This is a genomic window from Rhizobacter sp. P2_H3 (assembly GCF_056403355.1).
In genome coordinates this window covers 41,739-59,544 of the sequence record NZ_JBFUFQ010000016.1, presented here as the reverse complement: position 1 = coordinate 59,544, position 17,806 = coordinate 41,739, and the positions used below count along the sequence as shown (strand labels likewise).

The window sequence follows — 17,806 nt, the reverse complement described above, 5'->3', positions numbered from 1 at the left end:
GCTGAGCAAGGAAGAAGGCGGCCGCCACACGCCGTTCTTCAACAACTACCGGCCGCAGTTCTACTTCCGCACGACGGACGTGACGGGCGCGGTGGAGCTGCCGAAGGACAAGGAAATGGTGATGCCTGGCGACAACGTGAGCATCACGGTGAAGCTGATCGCCCCGATCGCGATGGAAGAAGGCCTGCGCTTCGCCATCCGTGAAGGCGGCCGCACCGTCGGCGCCGGCGTCGTCGCCAAGATCCTCGAATAAGGTGGAGCCACCGGTCGGCCGGGCGGGGTGCTTCTGCATCGTGCCCGCCGGCCACTCTCCCTCCATCGATTTCGCGGTCCGCGAGGACCGCACGCTCTTTTAGGAAACCGCTATGGCCACCAAGCAAAAGATCCGCATTCGCCTGAAGGCGTTTGACTACAAGCTGATCGACCAATCGGCGTTGGAGATCGTCGACACCGCGAAGCGCACCGGCGCGATCGTCAAGGGCCCGGTGCCCCTGCCGACTCGCATGCAGCGTTTCGACATCCTGCGTTCGCCGCACGTCAACAAGACCTCGCGCGACCAGTTCGAAATCCGCACCCATCAGCGCCTGATGGACATCGTCGATCCGACCGACAAGACCGTGGACGCGCTGATGAAGCTCGACCTGCCGGCCGGCGTCGACGTCGAGATCAAGCTGCAGTAATCGGCCAGGCCTGCGAGGAAGTGGTTGCGGCTTTCGCCGCAGCTGGCTAGAATCGCAGGCTTTCCGAAGTAATCGGCTCCTTGTGGGCCGATTTCAGTAGCCGGCCCTGACGGGTCGGTTCGGCATTCGCCCTCCGGGGCGAGTTGCCACCAAGTCAGCCCGGCCAATCGATGTCGGGCATGTCAAACAAAGGCTTCCAAGCGCTCCCAGTTGTTGGGGGTGGTGCGGGGGCTGGAGAATATTCATGAGTCTTAGCGAACATCTCGGTTTGCTGGGCCGCAAGGTGGGCATGATGCGCATCTTCACGGACGACGGCGATGCTGTTCCCGTGACGGTGCTCGATGTGTCGAACAACCGTGTCGTCCAGGTCAAGACCGAAGCCACCGACGGCTACAACGCCATTCAAGTGGCGTTCGGCACGCGCAAAGCGTCGCGCGTCATCAAGCCGGCAGCCGGCCACTTTGCGAAAGCGGGTGTCGAAGCCGGTGAAGTCCTCAAGGAATTCCGCGTCACCGCCGACGTCGTCGCAGGCTTCAAGCCCGGCGCGCAGGTTCCGGTGACGACGTTTGCCGTGGGCCAGCTCGTGGACGTGCAAGGCACCTCCATCGGCAAGGGCTTCACGGGCACCATCAAGCGCCACAACTTCAGCTCGCAGCGCGCGTCGCACGGCAACAGCCGTTCGCACAACGTGCCGGGCTCGATCTCGATGGCGCAGGATCCGGGTCGCGTGTTCCCGGGCAAGAAGATGTCCGGCCAGATGGGCGACGTCACCAAGACCGTCCAGAACCTCGACGTCGTCCGCATCGACGAAGCCCGCCAGCTGCTGCTGGTCCGTGGCGCCGTGCCGGGCGCGAAGAACGGCCACGTGGTCGTGCGCCCCGGTATCAAGGTGAAGGCCAAGAAGGGAGCCAACTGATGCAACTCGAGCTCCTCAACGATCAAGGCCAGGCGACCTCCAAGGTCGACGCGCCCGACACCGTGTTCGCCCGTGACTACAACGAAGCCCTGGTCCACCAGGTCGTCGTCGCGTTCCAGGCCAACGCCCGCCAAGGCACGCGCGCCCAGAAGGACCGCGCCGTCGTGAAGCACTCGACGAAGAAGCCGTGGCRCCAGAAGGGTACGGGCCGCGCCCGTGCCGGTATGACCTCGTCGCCGCTGTGGCGCGGGGGCGGTCGGATCTTCCCGAACAGCCCGGACGAGAACTTCACGCAGAAGGTCAACAAGAAGATGTACCGCGCCGGCATGGCCGCCATCTTCTCGCAGCTGGCCCGTGAAGGCCGTGTCGCAGTGGTCGATTCGATCACCGTCGACTCGCCGAAGACCAAGCAGCTGGCTGCCAAGTTCAAGGCCATGGGCCTCGACTCGGTGCTGGTGATCGCCGACCAGGTCGACGACAACCTGCTGCTCGCCGCGCGCAACCTCGCCAACGTGATGGTGGTCGAGCCGCGTTACGCCGATCCCCTGTCCCTGGTCTTCTTCAAGAAGATCCTGGTGACCAAGGGTGCGATCGAGCAACTCAAGGAGATGCTGGGATGAGCACGACCAAGCATGACGAGGGCCGCCTGGCCCAGGTGCTGGTGGCGCCGATCGTGAGCGAAAAAGCCACGTCCGCTGCCGAGAAGCACAACCAGGTGCTGTTCAAGGTGCTGCGCGATGCCACCAAGCCCGAGATCAAGGCAGCGGTCGAACTGCTGTTCAAGGTCGAGGTCGAGTCGGTGCAGACCGTCATTCAAAAGGGCAAGGTCAAGCGCTTCGGCCGTTCCATCGGCCGCCGCGACCACGTCAAGAAGGCGTACGTGTCGCTGAAGGCAGGCCAGGAGCTCAACTTCTCCGGGGAGGCCGCGTAATGGCCGTCATCAAAGTCAAACCGACGTCGCCCGGCCGCCGTGCCGTGGTGAAGGTGGTTCACAGCCACCTCTATAAGGGTCGTCCGGAAGCCTCGTTGCTCGAACCGCAAATGCAGAACGCGGGTCGCAACAACAACGGCCACATCACGATGCGCCACAAGGGCGGTGGTCACAAGCACCACTACCGCGTGGTCGACTTCGTGCGCAACAAGGATGGCATTCCGGCGAAGGTCGAACGCATCGAGTACGACCCGAACCGCACGGCGCACATCGCGCTGGTGTGCTACGCCGACGGCGAGCGCCGCTACATCATCGCCCCGCGCGGGCTGGATGTCGGCGCGACCGTGCTGAGCGGCGCCGAAGCGCCGATCAAGGCCGGCAACACGCTGCCGATCCGCAACATCCCGGTCGGCTCGACGGTTCACTGCGTCGAACTGCTGCCGGGCAAGGGTGCCCAGATCGCACGCTCGGCCGGCACCTCGGTGACGCTGCTGGCACGCGAAGGCACCTACGCCCAGCTGCGCCTGCGCTCGGGTGAAGTGCGCCGCATCCACATCGACTGCCGCGCGGCGATCGGCGAAGTGGCCAACGAAGAGCACAACCTGCGCCAGTACGGCAAGGCCGGTGCGCGTCGCTGGAAGGGCATCCGTCCGACGGTTCGCGGTGTCGCGATGAACCCGGTGGATCACCCGCACGGTGGTGGTGAAGGTCGTACCGGCGAGGGCCAGGTGCCTGTGTCGCCGTGGAACACGATGACCAAGGGCTACCGCACTCGCAACAACAAGCGCACGCAGACGTTCATCGTCTCGCGTCGCAAGAAGTAAGGGGCTGCCATGACCCGTTCGCTCAAAAAAGGTCCGTTCGTTGACCATCACCTGATGGCCAAGGCCGAGAAGGCCTCGGCCATCAAGGACAAGAAGCCGATCAAGACCTGGTCGCGCCGCTCGACGATTCTTCCCGACTTCATCGGGTTGACGATCGCGGTGCACAACGGCAAGCAGCACGTGCCCGTGTACATCACCGACCAGATGGTCGGCCACAAGCTCGGTGAATTTGCGCTGACCCGCACGTTCAAGGGGCACCCGGCCGACAAGAAGGCCAACAAGAAGTAAGGATGACGACGATGGAAACCCGTTCAATCGTTCGCGGCGTCCGCCTCTCTGCCGACAAGGGTCGGCTGGTGGCCGACCTGGTCCGCGGCAAGAAGGTCGACCAGGCGCTGAACATCCTGAGCTTCACGCCCAAGAAGGCAGCCGGCATCATCAAGAAGGCCCTGGAGTCGGCGATCGCCAACGCAGAGCACAACGACGGTGCCGACATCGACGAACTGAAGGTCAAGACGATCTTCGTCGAGCAGGCTGCCACCCTCAAGCGCTTTTCCGCACGGGCCAAGGGCCGCGGCAACCGCATCAGCAAGCCGACGTGTCACATCTTCGTGACCGTGGGCAACTGAGCGCAGAAGGAAAACCATGGGACAGAAAATCCATCCGACCGGTTTCCGGCTGCCGGTCACCCGCAACTGGGCTTCGCGCTGGTACGCATCGAACGCGAATTTCGCGACGATGCTGGCCGAAGACCTGCGAGTCCGCGACTTCCTGAAGGCTCGCCTGAAGAGCGCCGCCGTCTCGCGCATCCTGATCGAGCGCCCCGCCAAGAGCGCCCGCGTCACCATTTTCTCGGCTCGTCCGGGTGTGGTGATCGGCAAGAAGGGCGAGGACATCGAGAAGCTGAAAGCCKAACTGACCCGCCGCATGGGCGTGCCGGTCGCGGTCAACATCGAAGAAGTGCGCAAGCCTGAAGTCGATGCCCAGCTGATCGCCGACAGCATCACCCAGCAGCTCGAGAAGCGCATCATGTTCCGCCGTGCCATGAAGCGCGCGATGCAGAACGCGATGCGCCTGGGCGCGCAGGGCATCAAGATCATGTCGTCGGGCCGCCTGAACGGCATCGAGATCGCCCGCTGCGAGTGGTACCGCGAAGGCCGCGTGCCGCTTCACACCCTGAAGGCCGACATCGACTACGGCTTCTCCGAAGCCAAGACGACCTACGGCATCATCGGCGTGAAGTGCTGGGTCTACCGTGGCGACCGCCTCGCCAATGGCGAAGTGCCGCAGTTGAAGGCCGAAGTGCCCGAGGACGATCGTCGTCCGCGCCGCAACACGCGCCCCGGCGCTCCGGCTGGCCGTGGCCGTCCGGGCGGTGGTGCAGGTGACCGCGGCGATCGCGGTGATCGTGGTACGCCCCGCCAGGGCGGTGCCCCGGTCGAAGGCAGCGACAAGCCGGCCGAGGCGACGGGTGCTCCCGCCACCGACGCGCCGACCAGCGCAGCCAAGCGCGTGCGCAAGGCCCCCGATGCCACCGGCTCGGGCAAGGCCTAAGGAGAACTAGCATGATGCAACCGTCTCGGCGGAAATACCGCAAAGAGCAGAAGGGCCGCAACACCGGCGTCGCCACCCGTGGTGCGAACGTGTCGTTCGGTGATTTCGGCCTGAAGGCCACGGAGCGTGGTCGCCTGACCGCGCGCCAGATCGAGGCCGCACGTCGTGCGATCTCGCGTCACATCAAGCGTGGCGGCCGGATCTTCATCCGCATCTTCCCGGACAAGCCGATCTCGCAAAAGCCTGCCGAAGTCCGCATGGGCAACGGCAAGGGCAATCCGGAGTACTACGTCGCTGAAATCCAGCCCGGCAAGGTGCTCTACGAACTCAACGGTGTGCCCGAAGAGCTGGCCCGCGAAGCGTTCAAGCTGGCTTCGGCCAAGCTGCCGCTGAGCACCACCTTCGTGTCGCGTCAGGTCGGCTCTTGAGGCCTGACTGGAGAACCACATGAAAGCATCTGAACTCCGCACCAAGGACGTCGCCGGCCTTGAAAAGGAAGTGGCTGACCTGCTGAAGGCCCATTTCGGCCTGCGCATGCAGAAGGCGACTCAGCAACTGACCAACCATTCGACGCTGGGCAACACGCGCCGCGACATCGCGCGTGCGAAGACCGTCCTGGCCGAGAAGAAGAGGGCTGCCAAATGAGCACCACGCAAACCACGACCGAAGCCCCGCTGAAGAACACCCGCACCCTGGTGGGCAAGGTCGTCAGCGACAAGCGCGCCAAGACCGTCACCGTGCTGATCGAGCGCCGCACCAAGCACGAGCTGTACGGCAAGATCGTCGGCAAGTCGAGCAAGTACCACGCCCATGACGAAAAGGGCGAGTACAAGCTGGGCGACGTGGTCGAGATCGCCGAAGGCCGTCCGATCTCCAAGACCAAGTCCTGGGTGGTCACGCGCCTGATCGAGAAGGCTCGCGAAGTCTAAGAAGGACAACGGAGCCTGAGGGCTCCGCACAAGACGGTCGGAACGCTGGGATACTGGCGTCCGGCCGTTTTTTCATTTGGAGATCGAGATGCTCAAAGTTGGTGACAAGCTGCCCGCAGGTTCGCTGCAGGAATTCATCGAAGTTGAAGGCAACGGCTGCAGCCTGGGCCCGAACACCTTCGACGTCGAGAAGGAAACCGCCGGCAAGAAGATCGCGATCTTCGCGTTGCCCGGTGCCTTCACGCCGACCTGCTCGGCCCAGCACGTGCCGGGCTACGTGAAGAACGCCGAGGCGCTGAAGGCCGCCGGCGTCGACGAGGTCTGGTGCGTCTCGGTCAACGACGCGTTCGTGATGGGCGCCTGGGGCCGCGACCAGCACACGCTGGGCAAGGTGCGCATGATGGCCGACGGCAGCGGCACGTTCACGCAGGCCACCGGCCTCACGCTGGACCTGATCGCCCGTGGCATGGGCGTGCGCTCGCAGCGCTATTCGATGCTGGTCGACAACGGCGTCGTGAAGACGCTGAACATCGAGGCGCCGGGCAAGTTCGAGGTCAGCAACGCCGAGACGATGCTCGCGCAAGCCAAGGCTTGAATCTGGCAACCCGGATTGCCGTCCGGGCTACGACATCCAGCGGTCGGCGGCCTTGTGCACCACGGAGGAGAGCGGCTCTCCTTCGGCCCGCAACCTGCGCAGCCACTGCGCATCGTTGCCGTGCCGCAGGCTGTCGCGGATCAGGTTGCTCGCGTCGAGCGAGCGCAGGTCCAGCGCATGCTCGTCGACCCGCGCGAGCGTGCGCACGATGTTGTCGCGCAGCTTCTCGCGCTGCTTGGTCTGCGGGTCGACGATCTCGCCCTCGAGCCCGAAGCGGCAGGCCTGGAAGCGGTTGAAGGTGTAGACGAGGTAGTCGTCTTCCGACGGCTCGAACGGCCGCTCCTCGCGCAGGTAGCGGCAGATCGCCTGCAGGTAGCACGCGAGTGCCGCGGCCTTGTCGACGTCGAGCGGCGTGTCGCACACGCGCAGCTCGATGGTGCCGAACTCGGGCTTCGGCCGGATGTCCCAGTAGAAGTCCTTCATCGACTGCACGACGCCGGTGCTCGTCATCTTGTCGAAGTACAGCCCGAAGTCGTCCCAGGTCGTCACGAACGGCGCGCGCCCTGACAGCGGAAACGCGAACACCGAGTTCAGGCGCGCCGAATCGAAGCCGGTGTCGACGCCCTGCACGAACGGCGACGACGCGCTCAGTGCGATGAAGTGCGGCACGTAGCGCGACAGCGCGTGCAGCAGCCACAGCGCCGTGTCGCCATCCTCGCAGCCGACGTGCACGTGCTGGCCGAACACGGTGAACTGCTTGGCCAGGTAGCCGTACAGCTCGCTGATGTAGTGGAAGCGCTCGGTCGGGAAGATCTGCTGGTCGCTCCAATGCTGGTACGCATGCGTGCCGCCGCCGGCGATGCCGATGTTCAGCTTGCGTGCCGCCTGCGACAGCTGGCCGCGCAGGTCGTGCAGCTCGGCGACCAGGCCGCTGTGCTCGCGCTGGATCGAGGTGCCGATCTCGATCATGCTGCGCGTGATCTCGGGCTTCACGTCCCAGGCGCCGGTGTGCTTGGCGAGCACGCGCAGCAGGTCCTCGGCCTGCGGTGCGAGGTCGAAGTCGTGCGTGCTGACCAGCTGCAGTTCGAGCTCGACGCCCAGTGTCAGCGGCTCGGAGGTGGTGAATTCGGCCAGGGCCATGTCAGGGAACCTTCGTGTTCGAGATGGGCGGGCACTCCTGGGCGAGGTCGCGCACGGCGCGTTCGGCCAGCAGCGGGCCGATGAACTGCAGCAGGGTGGTGGAGATCAGCAGCGCCTGCAACACGCCGCCATTGGCGCCGGGCAGCTGCGACGGCCAGCCGAAGGTGTCGGCGGTCAGCAGCACCGCGAGGCTGCTCATCGGTTGCAGCGCGATGGTCAGCGCGCCGGCCTGGCGCCAGCCGAGGCCGCTGGGCTTGGCCAGCACCGCGATCGCGATGCCCTTGCCGATCAGGCGCGCGACGACGATGACCAGCACCCAGGGCCACAGCGTCGAGAAGCCGTCCAGCGTGAACAGCATGCCCAGGCAGATGAACAGCATCACGCTGAGCGTCGCGCCGGCCGTACCGAGCTGGGGCTCGACGGTCAGGCCGTGCGCCATCCGCGAGCGGGCCACCATGCCGGCCACCAGCAGTGCGAGCAGCGGCGAGAGCCGCCATTGCGCGGCCAGCATCGCGGCGATGATGACGAGCGCGATCTGCAGCACCGGCGCGGTGGTCAGGCCCCGCACCTGCTTCATGAGTTGCGTCAGCACCCAGCCGGCGGCGACGCCGAGCAGGAACGAGCCGCTGACCACCAGCAGCGCGCTGGTGATGGCCGGCTCGAGGCCCGGCTCGGCTGCGGCCAGCCCGCCGCTCGCGGCGAGCACGCCCCAGGCCTTCAGCGCCACCACCGCGAGCACGCTGTTGATCGCCGACATCATCAGCAGGCGCTCGGTCACCTGCCCGCGCGGGCGCATCTGGTGAACCAGCGCCAGCACCAGGACCGGCGAGGTCGACATCGCGACGGCGCCGGCCAGCGCGGCCGAGAGCGACGGCGCGTCGAACGCGAGCAGGCCGAGGTAGACGCCGAGGCCGGACAACACGCCCTCGAGCACGCAGGTCAGCGCGAGCCACGGGTTGTCGATCAGCCAGCGCGGCCGGATGCGGCTGCCGAGTTCGAACACCAGCACGCCGATGGCCAGGTCGATGAGCGGCTTGACCGGGTCGAGGTCGGTGCGCTCCAGCAGGCGCAGCGCCAGCGGGCTGGCCAGCGCGCCGGTCAGCATGTGGCCGCACAGCCGCGGCAGCCGGAAGCGCCGGCGCAGGATCTCGCCGAGCACCACCGCGACGACCATCACGATCGCGAAGCCCAGCACCGGGTCGACACCGCGCAAGTGGTCGAGGGTCCAGGAGGCGGTGGCAGCGGAGGGGGCGAACCAGTTCTCGAGCGTGGAAGACAAGGACATGCGGGAGCCGGCAAGGAAAGACGAGACGTTCGCCCGGATCGCAGCAAGGATCGGGGAAACTGCGGGGGATCTTGAAGGTAACCGTATCCGACCTCAAGTGCAGCGCCTTCGCGGCGCAACTTCTTGTAAGACAGCGCCTACACGCCGGCGCTCAACAACATTCAGCTTCAGCACGACCATGGACAAGCAAACACTTTCCTTCCAGGCCGAGGTCAAGCAGATCCTGCACCTGGTCACGCACTCGCTCTACTCCAACAAGGAGATCTTCCTGCGGGAACTGGTCTCGAACGCCTCGGATGCCTGCGACAAGCTGCGCTTCGAGGCGCTGAACAACGCCGGGCTGTATGAAGACGCGCCGAACCTCGAGGTGCGCATCGCGTTCGACAAGGCCGCGAAGACGCTGACGATCACCGACAACGGCATCGGGCTGTCGGCCGACGAGGCGGTGGCCAACCTCGGCACCATCGCGAAGAGCGGCACGCGCGAGTTCATGAGCAAGCTCGAAGGCGACCAGAAGAAGGACGCGCAGCTGATCGGCCAGTTCGGCGTCGGCTTCTACAGCGGCTTCATCGTCGCCGACCGCATCACCGTCGAGTCGCGCCGCGCCGGCCTGCCGGCCGAGCAGGGCGTGCGCTGGAGCTCCGAGGGCAGCGGCGACTTCGAGGTCGAGACCATCACGCGGCCGCAGCGCGGTACCTCGGTGATCCTGCACCTGCGCGAGGGCGAGGAGGAGTTCCTCACCGCCTGGAAGCTGCGCTCGATCATCAGCAAGTACTCCGACCACATCTCGCTGCCGATCCTGATGCAGAAGGAGGAGTGGGATGCCGAGAAGCAGGAGCAGGTCGTCCACGACGAGTGGGCGCCGGTCAACAAGGCGGCGGCACTCTGGACGCGCAGCAAGAGCGACATCACGCCCGAGCAGTACACCGAGTTCTACAAGCAGATCAGCTACGACACCGAGGCGCCGCTCGCGTTCACGCACAACCGCGTCGAGGGCCGCAGCGAGTACACGCAGCTGCTGTACGTGCCGGCGAAGGCACCGTTCGACCTGTGGAACCGCGACAAGCGCGGCGGCGTGAAGCTCTACGTGAAGCGCGTCTTCATCATGGATGACGCCGAGGCGCTGATGCCGGTCTACCTGCGCTTCGTGAAGGGCGTGATCGACAGCGCCGACCTGCCGCTCAACGTCTCGCGCGAGCTGCTGCAGGAGAGTCGCGACGTGAAGGCGATCCGCGAGGGCTCGACCAAGCGCGTGCTGGGCATGCTGGAGTCGCTCGCCGACAGCGAGGACGCGGCAGAGCGCGCGAAGTACGCCGCCTTCTGGAAGGACTTCGGCGCGGTGCTGAAGGAGGGCGTCGGCGAGGACCATGCGAACCTGGAGCGCTTGACCAAGCTGCTGCGCTTCGCTTCGACGCAGGCCGACGAAGGCGTCTCGTTCGCCGACTACCTGGGCCGCCTGAAGGAGGGCCAGGACACGATCTACTACATCACGGCCGACAACCTGGCCGCGGCGAAGAGCAGCCCGCAGCTCGAGATCTTCCGCAAGAAGGGCATCGAGGTGCTGCTGCTGGTCGACCGCGTCGACGAGTGGATGCTGAGCCACCTGTACGAGGTCGAAGGCAAGTCGCTGCAGAGCGTCGCGAAGGGCTCGGTCGATCTCGGCAAGCTGCAGGACGAGGCCGAGAAGAAGCAGGCGGAAGAAGTCGCGACGGCGTTCCAGCCGGTGCTCGACCGCCTGAAGGAAGCGCTGAAGGACCGCGCGAAGGACGTGCGCGTGACGACGCGGCTGGTCGACTCGCCGGCCTGCCTGGTCGTCGAGGAGGGCGACATCAGCGGCCACCTCGCGCGGCTGCTGAAGCAGTCCGGCCAGAGCGCGCCGAAGACGAACCCGGTGCTCGAAGTGAACGCCGAGCACGCGCTGGTGAAGCGGCTCGAATCGAGCCCGCAGTTCGACGAGCTCGCGAACATCCTGTTCGACCAGGCGGTGCTGGCCGAGGGCGGGCAGCTCGAGGACCCTGCCGCGTATGTGCGCCGCGTCACGGCGCTGCTGACCGCCTGATCCGGCGCGCTCAGTAGGCGGGGCCGCCGAACGCCGGCGGCTCCCGCAGCGTCGCGATCTGCTCGCGCAGGCGCACCGCCTGGTCCGTCCAGTAGACCGGCGCACCGAACCACGGGAACGCGATCGGGAAGGCCGGGTCGTTCCAGCGGCGTGCGAGCCAGGCGCTGTAGTGGATCATCCGCAGCGTGCGGAAGGCTTCGATCAGCCGCAGCTCGCGCCAGTCGAACTCCATGAAGTCCTCGTAGCCGGTCAGCAGCGCATGCAGCTGGCGGGTCGCGACGCTGCGCTCGCCCGACAGCAGCATCCACAGGTCCTGCACCGCCGGGCCGGACAAGGCATCGTCGAGGTCGACGAAGTGCGGGCCGGCCTCGGTCCACAGCACGTTGCCGGCGTGGCAGTCGCCATGCAGGCGGATCGTGCGGGTGCTGCCGACGGCGTCGAAGCAGGCGGCAATCTCGGCCAGCGCATCGCGCGCCGCGCGCTCCCAGCCGGGCTTCGCATCGGGCGGGATGATGTCGCCGGCGAGCAGCCAGTCGAGCGGGCCTGAGCCGTAGGTCGCGATGTCGAGGGTGAGTCGGTGCTCGAAACGCGATGTCGCGCCGACCATGTGCATGCGGCCGACGAAGCGGCCGATCCACTCCATCGTGGCTTCATCCTCCAGCTCGGGCGCGCGGCCCGAGCGGCGCTCGGTGATCGCGAAGCGGTGCGGGTCCGAGCCGCCGGTGAAGTGGCACAGCGTCGAGGTGACGCCGCTCTGCTCGCTGGTCAGCGACCAGGGGCTGACGATCGGGATCTCGGCCTCGGCGAGTTCGTTGGCGAACGCGTGCTCTTCGAGGATCTGCGCGTCGCTCCAGCGTCCGGGCCGGTAGAACTTCGCGACCACGACGCGCTTGTCTTCGAGGAAGACCTGGAAGACGCGGTTCTCGTAGGAGTTCAGCTGGATCAGCCGGCCGTCGCCGCGCAGGCCGACCGAATCGAGGGCGTCGAGGACGACTTCCGGCGTCAGGCCGGCGTAGGGGGTTTCAATCGGCGAGGCGGATGACATGCCCGCATCGTAAGCGGCAGCCGCGTTGTTGCCGCGAATCGTTCAGTGCCGCGTGCTCGACGCGTAGTGCGGCGGGTCGACGACGACACCGCCGACGTCGTCGCCCAAGGTGCTGTCGCCACCGGGGTTGGTGGTGGCGAAGGCGGGGCCCTGCCGCGGGGCGGCCTTGCCGTTGCGGTCGCCGAGCCCCGAGAACTCGCTGCTCGCGAACGCATCGAGCCGGCTGTCGGGCGAGAAGAAGGAGTCCTGGAACAGCGTCGAATCACTCCACAGCGCGGTGCGCTCGGCGCGCTTGGTCGCGACGGTGGTGGCCAGCGTGTCGCGCGCTTCGTGCAGCGTGTGCGTCGGCGCGGGCTGCGGTGCGCGTGACGCGGCCCCGCTGTGCGGCACCAGCAGCTGCAGTTCGGCGATCGACGGCAGGTGGTCGGTCGAGCAGCGCAGGTAGCGCACGCGGCAGGCGGCCAGCACCGATTGCTTGATCTGCTGCAGCCGGCGCGAACCGCCGCGCTCGACATCCAGGTCGATCGCGGCGAGCACGCGCCCGTTCGCGCTGCAGACCGCGAAGGTCACATGGTTGGAGCCGAGCAGGTCGAACCAGAAGCGGACTTCGGAGGGGTCGTTCGGCTGGCAGAAGCGCACCAGCGGCAGCTTCGACAGCACGATGTGGTGCGGCAGCGCCTCACGCAGCAGGCGATAGATGCGGCGCTCGTCGGTGCTGAAGACGGGGCGGGCAGTGAGTGACCACTCGGTGGGGAGCGGCTTCGGTTGGGGCGGCTTGCGACCGCGCCACAGCAGCACGAGGAGCGCGAGGGCCAGCAGCGTGGTGACTGCCAATGCGGCGATCCAGGGCAGGACTTGCATGATCAGGACACAGACTTGGATGGGGTCCATCGGACCGGGGCCGAAAGGCACCCGTCGAGCGACGAACCGAAGGCATCCTAGCGGTCGGCCTCAGCAGGCGCATCCCCCACATCGGGGCCGTACAGTTGTCAGATTGGTGTCTGAAAACGGATTTCGTCGCTTATTCCGAGGCGACGCGTCGTGTGCTGCTCACGTGGGCCTTCACTTCCGTGACGGTGTCGAGCAGGTCGCTCATGCGCTGTGCATGGCGCTTGAACTGGTAGTTCAGCTCGGCCGCATGGCGCTCCATCAGCTGGCCCATCTGCGATGCGAGGCTGTCGGGCGGCAGCTTCAGCCAGGCTTCCGACTCCGAACCGTCGCGCTCGACCAACGCACCGGCGCGGCGGGCGATCTTCAGCATCGCGGTGTTTTCGCTGAGCGCGTGGATGAACAGGCGGTCGCAGCCGCGGTTGCGCGCCTGCAGCACGGCGCGTTCGAACAGCCGTGCCCCGTAGCCGCGGCCGCGCGCATGGCCGGCCACGGAAACGCCGAACTCGGCCATCGCCGCGTCTTCGGGGTGGCTCACCGGCACGTAGGCCAGGTGGGCCAGCGCGATGAGTTCGAGGCGCCGGTTGAAGATGCCGAACAGCTCATCGCGCTCGAAGTTCAGCGACGCGACGTAGCGCTCGATCTGGGCATCCGTCGCCGGATAGCCGAATCGAAGATAGCGGTCACTTTCGTTAAGTGCCAGCAAGTGTGTAGAAATGCGCTCCCGATGACGCTCGGACATCGAGCGGATCGGCACCCAGCTGAAACGCGGCGCCTCCGGCGCTGAGCCGTGGTTCGACGCCAGTGGCGACGAACGTTCGGGGGTGGCGGTGGTACTGCTCATGGGATGACTCGGTAGAAACCCTAGTGTACCGGTTCAGGCATCCCCTTGCGAGCGGCGCCAACAAGGCGGCCCCTCTAGCCAGCGTTACCCTTGATCAGCTACACTCGAAGGCTTTTCCGCCGTGGCCCGGGGGGAATACGCAAGAGAAGCGCGCCTGAGAGGCTGCCTGAACAAGCAGCACCGATGGCCGTGAGATTTCAGCAATGAAATTTCAGCAGGGCCTTAACCTGCTGGCCGCATGTCGCGGCCGGCTCATTGAAAGAACCTCATGAAGACCTTCAGCGCCAAGCCGGCCGAAGTGACGCACGAGTGGTTTGTGATTGACGCCACCGACAAGGTGCTCGGACGTGTTGCCAGCGAAGTGGCACTCCGTTTGCGCGGCAAGCACAAGGCCATTTACACGCCTCACGTCGACACCGGAGATTTCATCGTCGTCGTCAACGCAGACAAGATCCGCGTCACGGGCAACAAGGCCACCGACAAGGTGTACTACCGTCACTCGGGYCACCCGGGCGGTATCCACGCCACGACCTTCAAGGACATGCAAGCCAAGCACCCCGGCCGCGCGCTGGAAAAGGCTGTCAAGGGCATGCTCCCCAAGGGACCGTTGGGTTACGCGATGGTGAAGAAGCTGAAGGTGTACGCCGGTGGTTCCCACCCGCACACCGCCCAGCAGCCCAAAGTGCTGGACATCTAAGGAGCGGCCATGATCGGAAATTGGAACTACGGAACCGGCCGCCGCAAGTCTTCGGTGGCTCGCGTCTTCATCAAGAAGGGCACTGGCCAGATCGTCGTCAACGGCAAGACCGTCGATGAGTATTTCGGTCGCCAGACCTCCATCATGGTGGTCAAGCAGCCTCTGGTGCTGACCTCCAACGATGGCGCGTTCGACGTCAAGGTCAACGTGCACGGTGGTGGCGAGTCGGGTCAAGCCGGTGCGGTGCGCCACGGCATCACCCGCGCCCTGATCGACTACGACGAGACGCTCAAGCCTGCCCTCAAGCACGCCGGCTTCGTGACGCGCGATGCGCGTGAAGTCGAACGGAAGAAGGTCGGCCTGCACGGCGCTCGCCGCAGGAAGCAGTTCAGCAAGCGCTGATCGACGCTCAGGCGTTGCAGGAAGGGGCCGCTTTCGAGCGGCCCTTTTGCTTTCCGCTCGCCGTTCCGGCAAGGTTTGGAAACAAGCATGCCGTGGGCCGCTTCTACAATCCCTAGCTCCAAGGAGCGCCGGGCTCCGCAGCACGAGCCCTTCACTTCCCCCTGTCCTGACCCATGCGCTGGAAACTGCTTCGTCGTCGCATGTCCATCAGCGCACCGCGCATGATCGTGCGCAGCCACCTGCCCTGGCCCTTGCGCTGGGTCATCGTGGCGCTGGTGTTCGGATTCTCCGCGGCCTTCGCCCTGTGGGCTTTCGAGTTCGGCAAGGACATCGCCGGGCTGGACCGTGATGCGAAGGCCGAGCTGGCGCAGCTGCGTGTCGAGGTCGCGCAGCTGCGCGCCGAACGCGAAGGCGCCCAGTCGATCGCCAACACCGCCGGCAGCCTGCTGCGCACCGAGAAGGTGGCGCAGGACAAGCTGGCCCAGCAGCTCAAGCAGCTCGAGTCCGAGAACATGGCGCTGAAGGCCGACCTCGGCTTCTTCGAGCGCCTGCTGCCGGCCGGTGCCGCCGAGGCGCTGACGGTGCGCGCACTGCAGGCTGAAGCCAAGGCGCCGGGACAACTTCGTTACCAATTGCTGGTGATGCAGGTGGGCAAGTCGGCCCCTGAATTCAACGGCCGCTACGACATCGTGCTGACCGGTCTGCTCGACGGCAAGCCGTGGTCCCTGTCGATGCCCAATGGCGGCTTGCCACTCGCCGTGAAGCAGTACCTTCGTCTCGAAGGAATGATCGATCACCCGCTGCAGGCCGTGGTAAAAACCGTCCAGGTCAAGGTCATTGACAGCCGCGGCACCGTCAGGGCGACGCAGATGCTCAAGCTCTGAAGCCAGCCTCCGAAGAAGCACTCAGCACAGAGCCGGCACAAGAGACGGCCCCCCTCGTTGGATCACGTTGGAGCAATCACCATGTTCGGCAAAACCAAGCAGCCCCCCATCCGCACCCTGATCGGCGAGGGCACCGTGATCACCGGCGAACTGCGCTTCGCCGACGGCCTGCGCATCGATGGCGAGGTGCAGGGCGACGTGATCGCCAGCAGCGAGGCGTACAGCATCCTCGTCATCAGCGAGAAAGCCAAGGTCATCGGCAAGGTCAAGGCTGGCCACGTGATCATCAACGGCACCGTGATCGGCCCGGTCCTGTCGGATCAGCTGCTCGAACTGCAGCCCAAGGCCAGCATCGTCGGCGATGTGCGCTACGAATCGCTTGAAATGCACCAGGGCGCCCGGATCGACGGCGAACTCCACCCCTTGAAGGCCGACGAGAAGGCCCCTTTGAAGCTGGCCACCGCGAACGCGGGGCCGGCGATCAATCCCACAACGGCACAAGCGGCGTGAGCTCGGCGGATAATCGGTCCGTTCGTCCCCCAAGGAATACCCCATGAGCGCAGTTGCAGAGAACCTCCAGAGCCTTGATTCCAGCGAGCCGCCGGTGCCGCTGGTGTTCACCGACAGCGCCGCGAGCAAGGTCAAGGAGCTGGTCGACGAAGAGGGCAATCCCGAGCTGAAGCTGCGCGTCTTCGTGCAGGGCGGCGGTTGCTCCGGCTTCCAGTACGGCTTCACGTTCGACGAGATCGTCAACGACGACGACACGCAGATGAGCAAGAACGGCGTCACGCTGCTGATCGACGCGATGAGCCTGCAGTACCTGGCCGGTGCCGAGATCGACTACAAGGACGACCTCGAAGGCGCGCAGTTCGTGATCAAGAACCCGAACGCGACGACGACCTGCGGTTGCGGGTCCAGCTTCTCGGTCTGAGCCCTGCGGCTCCCGCGACAGGCCGCTTTCGAGCGGCCTTCGTCATTTCAGGCAGGGTAGAGCGCACCCAGCACCCGTGGGCCCCGCGCGCCGGTGACCGACACCAGGTTGCCGGGTTCGCGTCGGACAAGTGCCCGCGCCAGCCACGCGAAGGCAGCTGCCTCGACCTCGCTGGCCGGCAGGCCGCGCTCATCGCTGCGGGCCACCTTGCGACGCGGCAGCAGGGCGGCCAGCCGCCCCATCAGCTGATCGTTGAAGGCGCCACCACCGCACACCAGCACCTCCTGAGCGTCGCCGGCATGGCGATCGACCGAATCGGCGCAGGCCATGGCCGTCAGCTCGCACAGCGTGGCCTGCACATCCTCCGGCCGCAACGCATGGCCAGCGCGTGACAGTTGCTCGTCGAGCCATTCGGGATTGAACAGGTCGCGGCCGGTGCTCTTCGGTGGCGTCAGCGCGAAATACGGATCGGCATGCATCTGCGCCAGCAGGCTGGCCTCGACCCGCCCCGAGGCCGCCCAGGCGCCTCCGGCGTCGAAGGGCCGGTGGCAATGGCGCTGGCACCAGTGGTCCATCAAGGCGTTGCCGGGCCCGCAATCGAAGCCGGTCGTCGACTCGCCATGCCTGGGCCAGGCCGTCAGGTTGCTGATGCCGCCGATGTTGAGCACGGCGCCGGCGCGGTCGGCCTGGCCGAACACCGCGCGATGGAAGGCCGGCACCAGCGGGGCCCCCTGGCCGCCCGCGGCGATGTCGCGGCTGCGGAAGTCGGCGACCACGTCGATGCCGGTCAGCTCGGCCAGCACGGCCGGTGCGTTCACCTGCACGGTGTAGGCGACCTCGTCGCCCGGGCGGTGCCGGACCGTCTGGCCGTGCGCACCGATGGCCCGGATGTCTTTCGCCGCGAGTCCGGATTGCGCGAGCAGCAGGCTCACGACGCCGCCATAGACCTGCACCAGCGCATGGCCCGCGTGGGCCGCGCGGTTCAGCTCGTCGTCACCGGCGCGCTGCAGCGCCATGAACGCTTCGCGCAGATGGGCGGCGAACGGCAGGTGGGCATGCGCCAGCACCGCCAGGCGCGGCCCGCTGAAGTCGACGACCACACCGTCCACGCCGTCCAGCGAGGTGCCGGACATCAGGCCGATGTAGCGTTCCGTGGTGGGATGTGCGGTCATCGCGCGATGGTAGCCGCGCGGCGCGATCGG

25 protein-coding genes are annotated in these 17,806 nt (G+C 66.3%); 19 read left to right on the top strand and 6 right to left on the bottom strand.

Annotation, left to right across the window (positions count from 1 at the left end; all coding sequences use genetic code 11):
- The 13 genes from AC1D1T_RS05505 to AC1D1T_RS05445 form a co-directional block, all read left to right on the top strand.
- The coding region (locus tag AC1D1T_RS05505; protein WP_477991569.1) for an EF-Tu C-terminal domain-related protein at window positions 1–253 on the top strand (253 nt) is incomplete at its 5' end.
- A 112-nt stretch (window positions 254–365) separates the two neighbouring features.
- Complete coding sequence (rpsJ, locus tag AC1D1T_RS05500; protein ID WP_047506357.1) at window positions 366–680, top strand: 30S ribosomal protein S10; 315 nt, start codon at window positions 366–368, stop codon at window positions 678–680.
- A 244-nt stretch (window positions 681–924) separates the two neighbouring features.
- Window positions 925–1,596 carry a 50S ribosomal protein L3 gene (gene rplC, locus AC1D1T_RS05495; protein WP_047506358.1) on the top strand — a complete coding sequence of 224 codons (672 nt, stop codon included), beginning with the start codon at window positions 925–927 and terminating at the stop codon, window positions 1,594–1,596.
- Entirely contained in the window at window positions 1,596–2,216 is a 621-nt protein-coding gene (gene rplD, locus AC1D1T_RS05490; RefSeq protein ID WP_477991566.1) for a 50S ribosomal protein L4, read from the top strand. The genes rplC and rplD overlap by 1 nt, the downstream gene beginning before the upstream one ends.
- A complete protein-coding gene (gene rplW / locus AC1D1T_RS05485) occupies window positions 2,213–2,527 on the top strand; it encodes a 50S ribosomal protein L23 (protein WP_047506361.1) in 315 nt (104 codons plus the stop codon). The genes rplD and rplW overlap by 4 nt, the downstream gene beginning before the upstream one ends.
- Window positions 2,527–3,351, top strand: a complete 825-nt coding sequence (rplB, locus tag AC1D1T_RS05480) for a 50S ribosomal protein L2 (RefSeq protein WP_477991564.1) — start codon at window positions 2,527–2,529, stop codon at window positions 3,349–3,351. Before rplW ends, rplB begins: the two co-directional genes overlap by 1 nt.
- A 9-nt stretch (window positions 3,352–3,360) precedes the next feature.
- Window positions 3,361–3,639, top strand: a complete 279-nt coding sequence (rpsS, locus tag AC1D1T_RS05475; RefSeq protein ID WP_465114803.1) for a 30S ribosomal protein S19 — start codon at window positions 3,361–3,363, stop codon at window positions 3,637–3,639.
- A gap of 11 nt (window positions 3,640–3,650) precedes the next feature.
- Complete coding sequence (gene rplV / locus AC1D1T_RS05470) at window positions 3,651–3,980, top strand: 50S ribosomal protein L22 (RefSeq protein WP_047506366.1); 330 nt, start codon at window positions 3,651–3,653, stop codon at window positions 3,978–3,980.
- A gap of 16 nt (window positions 3,981–3,996) precedes the next feature.
- Window positions 3,997–4,905 (top strand): 30S ribosomal protein S3, encoded by a 909-nt coding sequence (rpsC, locus tag AC1D1T_RS05465; protein WP_477991562.1) that lies wholly within the window; start codon window positions 3,997–3,999, stop codon window positions 4,903–4,905.
- An 11-nt stretch (window positions 4,906–4,916) separates the two neighbouring features.
- Window positions 4,917–5,333, top strand: coding sequence for a 50S ribosomal protein L16 (gene rplP / locus AC1D1T_RS05460; protein WP_047506369.1), 417 nt, complete (start codon window positions 4,917–4,919; stop codon window positions 5,331–5,333).
- Window positions 5,334–5,352: 19 nt separating this feature from the next.
- Complete coding sequence (gene rpmC, locus AC1D1T_RS05455) at window positions 5,353–5,550, top strand: 50S ribosomal protein L29 (RefSeq protein ID WP_047506370.1); 198 nt, start codon at window positions 5,353–5,355, stop codon at window positions 5,548–5,550.
- Window positions 5,547–5,834, top strand: a complete 288-nt coding sequence (rpsQ, locus tag AC1D1T_RS05450; RefSeq protein ID WP_052211991.1) for a 30S ribosomal protein S17 — start codon at window positions 5,547–5,549, stop codon at window positions 5,832–5,834. Before rpmC ends, rpsQ begins: the two co-directional genes overlap by 4 nt.
- Before the next feature lie 88 nt (window positions 5,835–5,922).
- A complete protein-coding gene (locus tag AC1D1T_RS05445; RefSeq protein WP_477826785.1) occupies window positions 5,923–6,429 on the top strand; it encodes a peroxiredoxin in 507 nt (168 codons plus the stop codon).
- Window positions 6,430–6,456: 27 nt separating this feature from the next.
- Here the strand turns inward: AC1D1T_RS05445 and AC1D1T_RS05440 are convergent, their stop codons facing one another.
- The gene (locus AC1D1T_RS05440) at window positions 6,457–7,569 is read right to left on the bottom strand and encodes a YbdK family carboxylate-amine ligase (protein ID WP_047506373.1); all 1,113 of its coding nucleotides are present in this window, start codon (window positions 7,567–7,569) and stop codon (window positions 6,457–6,459) included.
- A 1-nt stretch (window position 7,570) separates the two neighbouring features.
- Window positions 7,571–8,854: a cation:proton antiporter gene (locus AC1D1T_RS05435; RefSeq protein WP_477826786.1), complete on the bottom strand. Its 1,284-nt coding sequence runs from the start codon at window positions 8,852–8,854 to the stop codon at window positions 7,571–7,573.
- 178 nt (window positions 8,855–9,032) lie between these two features.
- Here AC1D1T_RS05435 and htpG point away from each other — a divergent pair, with 178 nt between their 5' ends.
- A complete protein-coding gene (gene htpG, locus AC1D1T_RS05430) occupies window positions 9,033–10,913 on the top strand; it encodes a molecular chaperone HtpG (RefSeq protein WP_047506375.1) in 1,881 nt (626 codons plus the stop codon).
- A gap of 10 nt (window positions 10,914–10,923) precedes the next feature.
- Here the strand turns inward: htpG and AC1D1T_RS05425 are convergent, their stop codons facing one another.
- From AC1D1T_RS05425 to AC1D1T_RS05415, 3 genes are all read right to left on the bottom strand, one after another.
- A complete protein-coding gene (locus tag AC1D1T_RS05425) occupies window positions 10,924–11,958 on the bottom strand; it encodes a serine/threonine protein kinase (RefSeq protein WP_477842519.1) in 1,035 nt (344 codons plus the stop codon).
- A gap of 42 nt (window positions 11,959–12,000) precedes the next feature.
- On the bottom strand, window positions 12,001–12,819 hold the full coding sequence (locus AC1D1T_RS05420) for a DUF2726 domain-containing protein (protein WP_477827985.1): 819 nt from the start codon (window positions 12,817–12,819) through the stop codon (window positions 12,001–12,003).
- A 160-nt stretch (window positions 12,820–12,979) separates the two neighbouring features.
- Window positions 12,980–13,690, bottom strand: coding sequence for a GNAT family N-acetyltransferase (locus AC1D1T_RS05415; RefSeq protein ID WP_047506378.1), 711 nt, complete (start codon window positions 13,688–13,690; stop codon window positions 12,980–12,982).
- A 268-nt stretch (window positions 13,691–13,958) separates the two neighbouring features.
- Here AC1D1T_RS05415 and rplM point away from each other — a divergent pair, with 268 nt between their 5' ends.
- From rplM to erpA, 5 genes are all read left to right on the top strand, one after another.
- Window positions 13,959–14,387 (top strand): 50S ribosomal protein L13, encoded by a 429-nt coding sequence (gene rplM / locus AC1D1T_RS05410; protein WP_047506380.1) that lies wholly within the window; start codon window positions 13,959–13,961, stop codon window positions 14,385–14,387.
- Window positions 14,388–14,396: 9 nt separating this feature from the next.
- Window positions 14,397–14,789 (top strand): 30S ribosomal protein S9, encoded by a 393-nt coding sequence (gene rpsI / locus AC1D1T_RS05405; RefSeq protein WP_047506382.1) that lies wholly within the window; start codon window positions 14,397–14,399, stop codon window positions 14,787–14,789.
- 173 nt (window positions 14,790–14,962) lie between these two features.
- Window positions 14,963–15,673 carry a DUF6776 family protein gene (locus AC1D1T_RS05400; protein ID WP_047506384.1) on the top strand — a complete coding sequence of 237 codons (711 nt, stop codon included), beginning with the start codon at window positions 14,963–14,965 and terminating at the stop codon, window positions 15,671–15,673.
- An 81-nt stretch (window positions 15,674–15,754) separates the two neighbouring features.
- On the top strand, window positions 15,755–16,183 hold the full coding sequence (locus AC1D1T_RS05395) for a bactofilin family protein (RefSeq protein WP_047506386.1): 429 nt from the start codon (window positions 15,755–15,757) through the stop codon (window positions 16,181–16,183).
- Between the two features lie 43 nt (window positions 16,184–16,226).
- Window positions 16,227–16,604 (top strand): iron-sulfur cluster insertion protein ErpA, encoded by a 378-nt coding sequence (erpA, locus tag AC1D1T_RS05390; RefSeq protein ID WP_047506389.1) that lies wholly within the window; start codon window positions 16,227–16,229, stop codon window positions 16,602–16,604.
- 47 nt (window positions 16,605–16,651) lie between these two features.
- Here the strand turns inward: erpA and AC1D1T_RS05385 are convergent, their stop codons facing one another.
- Window positions 16,652–17,776 (bottom strand): anhydro-N-acetylmuramic acid kinase, encoded by a 1,125-nt coding sequence (locus tag AC1D1T_RS05385; protein WP_465114814.1) that lies wholly within the window; start codon window positions 17,774–17,776, stop codon window positions 16,652–16,654.
- Window positions 17,777–17,806: the final 30 nt, after the last annotated feature.